Annotated in this window: 1 protein-coding gene and 2 pseudogenes; all 3 read left to right on the top strand. The window is 37.7% G+C overall.

The window, feature by feature from the left end:
* The first annotated feature begins 410 nt into the window (after positions 1–410).
* Positions 411–1,284: pseudogene (locus tag V2H77_RS00745) on the top strand (ABC-three component system protein).
* Complete coding sequence (locus V2H77_RS00740; protein WP_139656961.1) at positions 1,268–1,519, top strand: ABC-three component system middle component 8; 252 nt, start codon at positions 1,268–1,270, stop codon at positions 1,517–1,519. Before V2H77_RS00745 ends, V2H77_RS00740 begins: the two are co-directional and overlap by 17 nt.
* A pseudogene (locus V2H77_RS00735) lies at positions 1,506–1,841 on the top strand (DUF2326 domain-containing protein); the annotation flags it as partial. The gene V2H77_RS00740 and the pseudogene V2H77_RS00735, both read left to right, overlap by 14 nt.

The raw sequence follows: 1,841 nt of genomic DNA, 5'->3' as shown, positions 1-1,841 counted from the left end.
ATAGCCTGTCGATAAATAGACTCTTCCAGTTACTTAGCTAAGATTGCTATTTATAGTTTATATCTTTTGAGCTACAGTACTCTAACTTCTGATAACTGGTTAAAAGGAGGTAAAAAATTGGGTAAGTCTGTAAAAAACAAGAGTGCTATTAGACACCTTAGCCCAGAATTGAATGAGGTCAGAAAAACTCAAGATGTTCGTTTGTTACTGAAAACTGCAAGACAAGTTGCCGAGGTTCATGGTGGATTATCCTTCTATTGCTAAAGAGACTGTTTATCTAGAGAATCTCTCTACAGAGCGCTCTCAACAACTGGAAATCCGACCATAAGAATTCTATGTCCATCATTAAATGCAGTTGGAATGCGGCTTGAAATTACCCCTATTAAACCAACAAGAGAATGTATAGATAAATGAAGTATGCTTATGAAGATTTAAGTGACGACCAGTTTGAGCAACTGATTGTTTTTTTATGCCAGGAACTACATGGGATTGCCGTACAAGGCTTCTCGAAAGGCCCTGATGGAGGCAGAGATGCCAAGTTTGTAGGTACCAGTGCTCTTTATCCCAGTACATCTGCACCTTGGAGTGGTACCATCATTATCCAAGCAAAACATACTAACGGGTACAACAGGCTTTTTTCGGAATCTGACTTCTACAGCCCTGATGGCGACTCAAGTGTATTAAATAAAGAAATTGTCAGGATTAAAAAGCTACGAAGTGCGAAACAATTAGATCACTACATGTTGTTTTCTAACAGGCGGCTGGCAGGTAATGCAGAAAGCGAGATAAGATCCTATCTAGCAAAAGAGTGCGATATACCCGAATCCTCTATTTGCCTTTGCGGTATAGAATTATTGGAAACATGGCTTAAATCTTTTCCGAAAGTTGCAGGGAGAGCTGCTCTTGATCCGGTGGACTCCCCTTTAATCGTAAGCCCCGACGATCTTTCTGATGTTGTATACGCTTTAGCAGCTCAGCAAAAGAAAGGTTTATNNAAGGAGATATTTGAAAGAGACAGCTCAGATTAAAGCTTTTCTGGCTGCACCAGAAAATGCAGAGATTATGCAGCTCTATGAAAATGTAGTTGAGGAGTTTCAACTGAAAATAATTGCAAAAAGAAAGGAATATCAAAACTTTGATAGCGTAATGAATTACCTTTTCGATCTTCTTTTTGGAAGGGATCCTGTTCTAAAAAAGCATAGACAGCTTACTAAAATAATGCTTTTTTACATGTATTGGAATTGCGACATCGGTAGTGAAGAAGAATATGCTGCGACCAACTAAACATTCTCATCCAGACAAGACAGTAATCAATGTAGCTTTGATTATTCTTTCACGTCTTAAGGGACTGAGAATCGAGAATTATAGCGACCTGTTGAGCTATACAAAGAAAGCAGTTTCCGGTGGTGATGTATTGTTTCTCCCAGCTCTAAACTTTTTATTTATTATGGGTATCATTGAATATCGTCCTAAAACTGATGCCATTGAATATGTAGCTAATAACAATGAAACTATCTAAAATTTATTCAAACAAGCCATCTCTTTTTGAGCCCGTTACTTTTTACGAAGGGCTTAATGTTATATATGGTGAAATTCGGCTCCCAGAAAACAAAGAAAAAGACACACATAATCTGGGGAAAAGCACATTGGGTCGTGTGATAGACTTCACACTATTATCTAAGCGAAATCCAAACTTCTTCCTATTTAAACACCCTGATATATTTAATCAGTTTGTCTTTTTTCTTGAGGTCGAACTAAAAGATTCAAGTTTCTTGACTATCCGTAGGGATGTCGCCCAAGCCTCAAAGATACGTTTTAAGAAACATCAAGAAAAAAATCAA

The organism is Photorhabdus sp. P32 (assembly GCF_038085095.1).
Classification (GTDB): Bacteria; Pseudomonadota; Gammaproteobacteria; order Enterobacterales; family Enterobacteriaceae; genus Photorhabdus; species Photorhabdus luminescens.
The sequence above is the reverse complement of the archived record's forward strand: the minus strand, read 5'-3'. Positions and strand labels throughout refer to the sequence as shown.

Bases quoted from the DNA above. Each gene is read 5' to 3' on its own strand.
- V2H77_RS00740 (WP_139656961.1), top strand. From the start codon at position 1,268: ATGCTGCGACCAACTAAACATTCTCATCCAGACAAGACAGTAATCAAT.